The 7,041-nt window shown below is 33.4% G+C and carries 5 protein-coding genes; 2 read left to right on the forward strand and 3 right to left on the reverse strand.

Annotated features, from left to right (window positions below):
• Positions 1-130: 130 nt before the first annotated feature.
• Positions 131-1,249, reverse strand: coding sequence for a glycosyltransferase family 1 protein (locus tag AFK68_RS17415; RefSeq protein ID WP_210407467.1), 1,119 nt, complete (start codon positions 1,247-1,249; stop codon positions 131-133).
• A 592-nt stretch (positions 1,250-1,841) separates the two neighbouring features.
• Entirely contained in the window at positions 1,842-2,303 is a 462-nt protein-coding gene (locus AFK68_RS17420; RefSeq protein WP_143437981.1) for a hypothetical protein, read from the reverse strand.
• Positions 2,304-2,604: 301 nt separating this feature from the next.
• Here AFK68_RS17420 and murJ point away from each other — a divergent pair, with 301 nt between their 5' ends.
• Both murJ and AFK68_RS36955 read left to right on the forward strand, forming a co-directional pair.
• A complete protein-coding gene (murJ, locus tag AFK68_RS17425; protein ID WP_094673869.1) occupies positions 2,605-4,224 on the forward strand; it encodes a murein biosynthesis integral membrane protein MurJ in 1,620 nt (539 codons plus the stop codon).
• 209 nt (positions 4,225-4,433) lie between these two features.
• Complete coding sequence (locus AFK68_RS36955) at positions 4,434-4,595, forward strand: hypothetical protein (RefSeq protein ID WP_168186524.1); 162 nt, start codon at positions 4,434-4,436, stop codon at positions 4,593-4,595.
• A gap of 1,117 nt (positions 4,596-5,712) precedes the next feature.
• Here AFK68_RS36955 and AFK68_RS17430 read toward each other — a convergent pair.
• Positions 5,713-7,041: DUF4403 family protein (locus AFK68_RS17430; protein WP_143437982.1), on the reverse strand; the 1,329-nt coding region annotated here is incomplete at its 5' end.

Consider the following 7,041-nt stretch of genomic DNA (forward strand, 5'->3'; position numbering starts at 1 on the left):
ACCTATTTCTATCTAAACTCTAAACATACTCTAATTATTCATTATCAATTAATCAACCAATCCTCTTTATTTATAAGAAGAGGTAATTCTCAATTCTCAATTCTCAATTCTCAATTTTTCAAACAGTCTCTCAGCTATCATTTCCTAATTCAGAGGTACCTAAGTCACTTTTATCAACCTTATTTTCTGGTTTATAGTTATCAGGAAATAAAATTTTAGCTATAGCTTTTGCACTTCTTTCTTCTCGCCACAACCAGTGATTATCCTGACCTTTTTCTAGAACATGAACTATACCCTCATCTATAAGAGTAGAAATTTCATTAAAATCAGAAAAGGTAGAGCCAATTTTTTCCGGCCAACTAACTTGATGTTTAATAACAGGATAATCAGAAGCAATAATGTAGCATCCACAACAAGCTGCATCACTAATTACTCCACTTGGTCTGTAATAATAGCGGTCTTTTTCATAATGAATTACTATAATATCTATTTCAGTTAAAATCTGCATATAGTTTTCTTGTGTAGTAGTGTCATAAAGAGTGACATTAAGTTCGTCTAAATAATCTGGTTTTTGACCAAAAGGTGTTCCAATTACAAGTTCGCATTGATGCTCTGAAGATTTAATATATTCTTGTAATTTATCAATTATCTGAGTAATTGGTTTATCTGGGCGAATCATTCCCACAACACCAATCTTAATCGGAACATTAGAAGGTAATCTTTCTCCTGGTAAAAATTTAGGTTTAGCTTCACTAATAATAGGATGAGGTATTATATATTTGGATGTATCTGGTAGTCTAAATTTTTCGGGAATCACATCATCATTTACTTCAAAAGAAACAACTTTGAGTTTTTTAAATAGGTTTAAATAAGCTTTTAGATAGAGTAATCCCCAAAATTTAATTTTGTTAGTCATGGCAAATTGCTGATTACCATGGAGGGATATTAAAACTTCTTTCCCTCGTAATGCCATGATGGCAAATAAAGGCATAACAAATAACAAATGTTGATTGTAAAGCTCGAAAATAAAAATAGTATCAACATCAGAAAATTTGAGGGATCTTAAACCCATAGAAATGTGCCGATACTCACGGCGAACTTGTAAACCTATTGAGTATTTAATAGATTGACTAAAATTTAGAATCCATTTAGGAAGAGGAACTTCTAAAGAAATAAATCCGATTTTTTGAGACTCAATATATTCTTCTAGTAGCAAAAAGTCTTTGAGTCCGTCGTGCATTAATTTCATAATTTTATTCTCTCCTATCTATTAAATAAGTTTTTCTATAGCATTTCACATCTACTGTGAGATACATTAAATTTTCGTCAAATTATACTAGGTAGACTTTGGGAAAAAAGTAAAATAAAATCACCTCAATTCTATATAGCGTTTCTCAGACTAATGATAAGTATTCAGCCGTCAGCCATCAGCCATCAGCTATTGGTTTTCCTGTTACATAAAAGCTTTATTTAAACCCCAGTCCTTAAGAGCAGAATCTGATTAAGCCAGAATTAAATCTTACTACACTCATCCCGGTCTCCCATGCGCTCTACTGGTTAGTACAAATAAACCAAGATATTTGACATTATTTGACTCTATATGACTAGATTTATGTACAATGTTGATTATACTGTACTCTACTACCAAACCAATCCCAGATTGTGTTTATAAATCAAAGATTAGGAAGTAGAGTTTCTCTGTTTAACCTTTAATTTTTCCTGATATCAAATTAAGTCTAAAGTTGCCATCAGCTAGAAAAAAATTAGATAATTGAAGTAAAATTATCTTGGGAAAGTTCTTTAACTTCATCAAGTTTACTTACAACTTATTTGTGCAAGCTTTATGTTTGATCGATTAATTTATTAACTAATTCTACTAGCTCATTTTGATTAGGAACGAATAGTTTTTTCGGTTCAATAAATAAAGGTTCAAGATTAAAATATTGGTAGAGACCTTGAAATTTTCCCTGATAAGTAATACAAGCAATTGGAGTACCCTGTCCTAGACAAGTAATGCCTAAGTGCATCCTGCCAATAAGTACACAATCTATATTTTTAACTATTGCCTTAATTTCTCTAGCTAAACAGGGAAAAGGAATTTTAAAACAGGATGAAACAACTTCATAGGGAAGACTTTCAATTACTTTTTTTGATAAAATATCATCATTAAATCCATTGATTTTACGGCGGTAGTGAGGTAAAAAAATAAAGCTTAATTGCTGATTATATTCGTGCAATATTGTGATAGTTTCAGCTAAAACTTGAACTAAATCATTAGCTGTAATTCCCTCTAATTTTTTCACTAGTAGGATATGAATATTAATTCCCAAAACTATCTTATTTTGACTTTTATGAGCATTAATCCATTCCAATACTCTAGCTAATTTATCCGACTTGTCAGCCCCTTAATATTTTTAATAATTCATAAACCAATGAGACTATCATTTAAAAAATCATAAACTTTTTTGATAATTTGCTCTTGTTTTTTCATCATCAAGTTAACTCCTAAATAGAAAAAACGGAAAAAAACAAATCTCCGGTTTCCTACCCCTGAATACTGAATCTTGATTAAACTTATTTAAACAACATTACTATATTGTACTCGTGTCTGAATCAGAATCACAAAAAACTTCTCGTTCCCTAGCAGGAATAGCAGGTATCGTAGCAATAGCCACATTAATTAGTAAAATATTTGGCCTAGTACGTCAACAGGCGATCGCCGCAGCCTTTGGAGTAGGGCCTGCAGTAGACGCCTATAATTACGCCTACGTCATACCTGGCTTTTTATTAGTCTTATTAGGAGGAATTAACGGACCATTTCATAGTGCCATAGTAAGCGTCTTAGCAAAACGGGATAAGTCAGAAGCAGCACCACTGATAGAAACCATTACAACCTTAGTCGGCGGAGTCTTATTATTAGTAACAGTTGGTCTGATTATTTTTGCCCATCCTTTAATTGATTTAGTAGCACCAGGTTTAAGCCAAACTTCAGAAGGTATAGAAATTCGAGAAATTGCCATCCAACAATTCCAAATTATGGCACCAATGGCATTATTAGCAGGATTAATAGGTATTGGTTTTGGCGCCCTTAATGCTGCGGATATATATTGGCTACCTTCCATTAGCCCACTATTTTCTAGCGTAGCTTTAATAGGAGGAATTTTTATCTTAGCCTTACAATTAGGAGAAAAAATTATTCAACCAGAAAATGCCATGATAGGAGGCTTAATTTTAGCCTGGGGTACTCTTATCGGAGCAATATTACAATGGTTAATTCAAGTTCCCGCATTGTGGCGAGCAGGTTTAGGAAAATTACATTTCAGATTTAATTTTCGACGCCCAGGAGTACAAGAAATTACCAAAGTAATGATACCCGCAACCTTATCTTCTGGAATGTTACATATTAATGTTTATACAGACTTATTTTTTGCTTCTTATATTCCCCAAGCTGCTGCTTCATTGGCTTATTCTGGTTTATTAGTACAAACACCTTTAGGAATTATTTCTAATGTAATTTTAGTTCCATTTTTACCAATATTTTCTCGATTAGCTGCACCGGAAAATTGGCAAGATTTAAAATATCGAATTCGGCAAGCTTTAGTATTAACAGGAATTACAATGTTGCCTTTAAGTGCAATTATGGTTACCTTAGCTTTGCCTATTGTTCGGGTAGTTTATGAACGTTATGCTTTTGATTTATCGGCTTCAAAATTTGTTGCTTCTGTATTGATGGCTTATGCAATAGGAATGTTTGTTTATTTGGGAAGGGATGTTTTAGTTCGGGTGTTTTATGCTTTGGGAGATGGAGAAACTCCTTTTAAAATTAGCGTGATTAATATTTTTCTGAATGCTCTGTTAGATTATTTGTTAATTAATGCTTTTGGTGCGCCTGGTTTGGTATTGGCAACTGTGGGAGTAAATTTAATTTCAATGGTAATTTTTCTATTTCTATTAAACAGAAAACTAGGAGGTTTGCCTTGGGGAGAATGGTTGAGACCTTTTGCCGGTTTAATTGGTGGAACTTTTGCAACTGGTTGGGTTTGTTGGAGTGTGCTTTGGGGTAGTCAGTTAGTGTTGGGAAGTGAAGGATTTTTTGTGCAGTTATTGGAACTTGGTTTGGCAAGTTTTTCGGGGTTAGGTATCTTTGGTTTGATAGTAATGAAAATGAATTTGCCAGAGGTTGATATTTTTGTTGGTAGAATTAGACAGAAATTGGGAATTTGATTTGGTAACCCCGTAACTTTTATCTTTTTTTCTCCACTAATAGAGCGATCGCCAGTTTAACTGTTACCCGCAAGTCACAAGTCAAAAGCTAAAGGTATTTTTAACTAGGTTTTTCTGACAGAAACCTTAAATAGGTAGTGCTATGTATTGCATTAAGAAAAGGGTTGATATTTTTTATTCCTTTGTGACTACTACATCTATATATATAGGTGAAAAGTAGTCTTAGTAATTTACCTTCTAATGCTTCATTTTATGAAACTTCTATTTCTCCATCCGCAATAGTCAGAAATTTACCACGAACCTCCGAGGCAGGTGCTTCAGAAAATGAAACTACTATTTCTCTATCCGCAATAGTCAAAAATTTACCATGAACCTCCGATGCAGATGCTTCAGAAAATGAAACAGCTATTTCCCTATACGCAATAGTCAGAAATTTCCCAACGAACCTCCGAGGCGGAGTGCTTCAGAAAATGAAGCTGCTATTTCTCCATCCGCAATAGTCAGAAATTTCGCCACGAACCTCTGATGTGGAATTTTTCATTCCCTTAAGCTCCTATTTACTAGAGACAATAGTCGGAAATTTCCCAACGAACCTCCGAGGCGGAGTGCTTCAGAAAATGAAACAGCTATTTCCCTATACGCAATAGTCAGAAATTTCGCCACGAACCTCTGATGTGGAATTTTTCATTCCCTCAAGCTCCTATTTCTATACGCAATAGTCAGAAATTTCCCAACAAACCTCCGAGGCTAGGTGCTTTAGAAAATGAAACAGCTATTTCCCTATACGCAATAGTCAGAAATTTCCCACGAACCTCCGAGGCTAGGTGCTTTAGAAAATGAAACAGCTATTTCCCTATACGCAATATTCAGAAATTTCCCAACAAACCTCCGAGGCTAGGTGCTTTAGAAAATGAAACAGCTATTTCTCTATACGCAATAGTCAGAAATTTCGCCACGAACCTCTGATGTAGAATTTTTCATTCCCTTAAGCTCCTATTTACTAGAGGCAATAGTCGGAAATTTCCCAACGAACCTTCCGAGCGAGTGCTTCATTTTCTGAAGCTGCTATTTCTCCATCCGCAATAGTCNAATAGTCGGAAATTTCCCAACGAACCTTCCGAGCGAGTGCTTCATTTTCTGAAGCTGCTATTTCTCCATCCGCAATAGTCGGAAATTTACAACAAACCTCCGAGGCGGAGTGCTTCAGAAAATGAAGCTACTATTCCTACATACGCAATAGTAGAAAATTTGAGAATCAGAAGCCAGAAAAACCAGAAACTATCTTTTTTTATTGAAGAGGAGCTAGAGAAAACACCAAAATATCCTCAACACAATATTTTTCAATGGCCTCGAATGAGTATATATGAGCGCAACTTTTCCATTATACTTAGGATACCATATAATTTTTTTTTGTCAACTAATTTTTATTCATCAGACATTATCAGGAATAATTAATCAAAATTTCCATATACTTTCTTATCTGATTAATTACTCTCCCAAATTCAAAAGAGCAGACATATTTCCATCAGCTAATAAAACCAGAAAAATATCATTATTTGCCAAAACAACCTTTTCAACTTCAATCGTTTTTACCTCAATATTTGCATCAACTTCCGAAGGCAACTTTATCTTCCGAATATATTCATTAGCCTCATCTTTACCTCGAATTAATTGTTCATCTAAAGGAAAAGAAAGACTTTCCTCAATTTGCCGAAGCAAAAAAGGTTTCAAAAGCCAATCCCCTATTGATAATAAAACATTTTTTGTATCAACATCATAATCAAGTTCAACCACTTTAAGATTATTAGACTCTTTATCATAAAAAATCTTACCCCAAAGATATAATACTCCTTTTGCTCTCTGAAACAAATTCTCTTTATCGGTCTTAAAATCAACCTTAACCAGAATTTTTTCACCCAATGGCGATAAATTAATATCATTAACAATAACCTGTAAATTTTTATCAATAGAAAAAGACTTAGCCCTAACTTTAGATCGAAGAGTATTATTCAATTCATCAACAGAAACTTGCACAGGTAAATTAATTAAAAATTTATCTCTTATCTGTTCCTGAATAGTCAGATTAGGTAACGGCTTCAAATTAATAACAGGAGCTTCTTTACATATACAAGTATCCACAAACATCTTAACGGAAATTCCAGACTGAATATTTTTACCATCAGTCAAATCAAACTCTTTAAAACTAACACTTTGCGGTTCAGTTTTAATCCAAATAGAAGGATCTTGATTTACCTGTTCTGACAAATGTAAATTATTCCATTGTTTATTTACTTCTGCTTTTAGGTTTAAATTTTTAACAAGTTCAGCGATTAATTTAGGCTTCTCCTTATTAATAACTTTATCTACCTGTCTTTGCAGAAGACTACGAATATTAACAGTGCCAATATTTTTAATTGGTATTTCTGCTTTAGTGAAATTAGTTGATACATTTAGATTCGGTTGAATATTCCATTGATTGTCTATTGCTAAAAAAATATCGCCAAAAAGTGTACCTGCAATATTTGTCCTTACACTAACTGGTATCTCAAGAAAACGTAAATTAATTTTACCGTTTAATTTCGCAGTTCCTGATATTGGTACAGAAAAAGTTATCAGATTATTTTGAGTACCAATATTAAAGTCTTCACGATTAATTTCGTAAGTAAGCTTATTATTAGAGATCAAGTCTGTAAGGTCAGCTTCTGTACCAAAAAATGTCTGAGGAATATTCAAATTTAATGCTTCCTGAATATTAGCCAAAGGAATTTTTACAGGTAGATTTAAGATACTTTCACTACGTTCAGGTTGTAATGTATT

Origin of the sequence: Hydrocoleum sp. CS-953 (assembly GCF_002260545.1) — a bacterium.
Classification (GTDB): domain Bacteria; phylum Cyanobacteriota; class Cyanobacteriia; order Cyanobacteriales; family Microcoleaceae; genus Trichodesmium.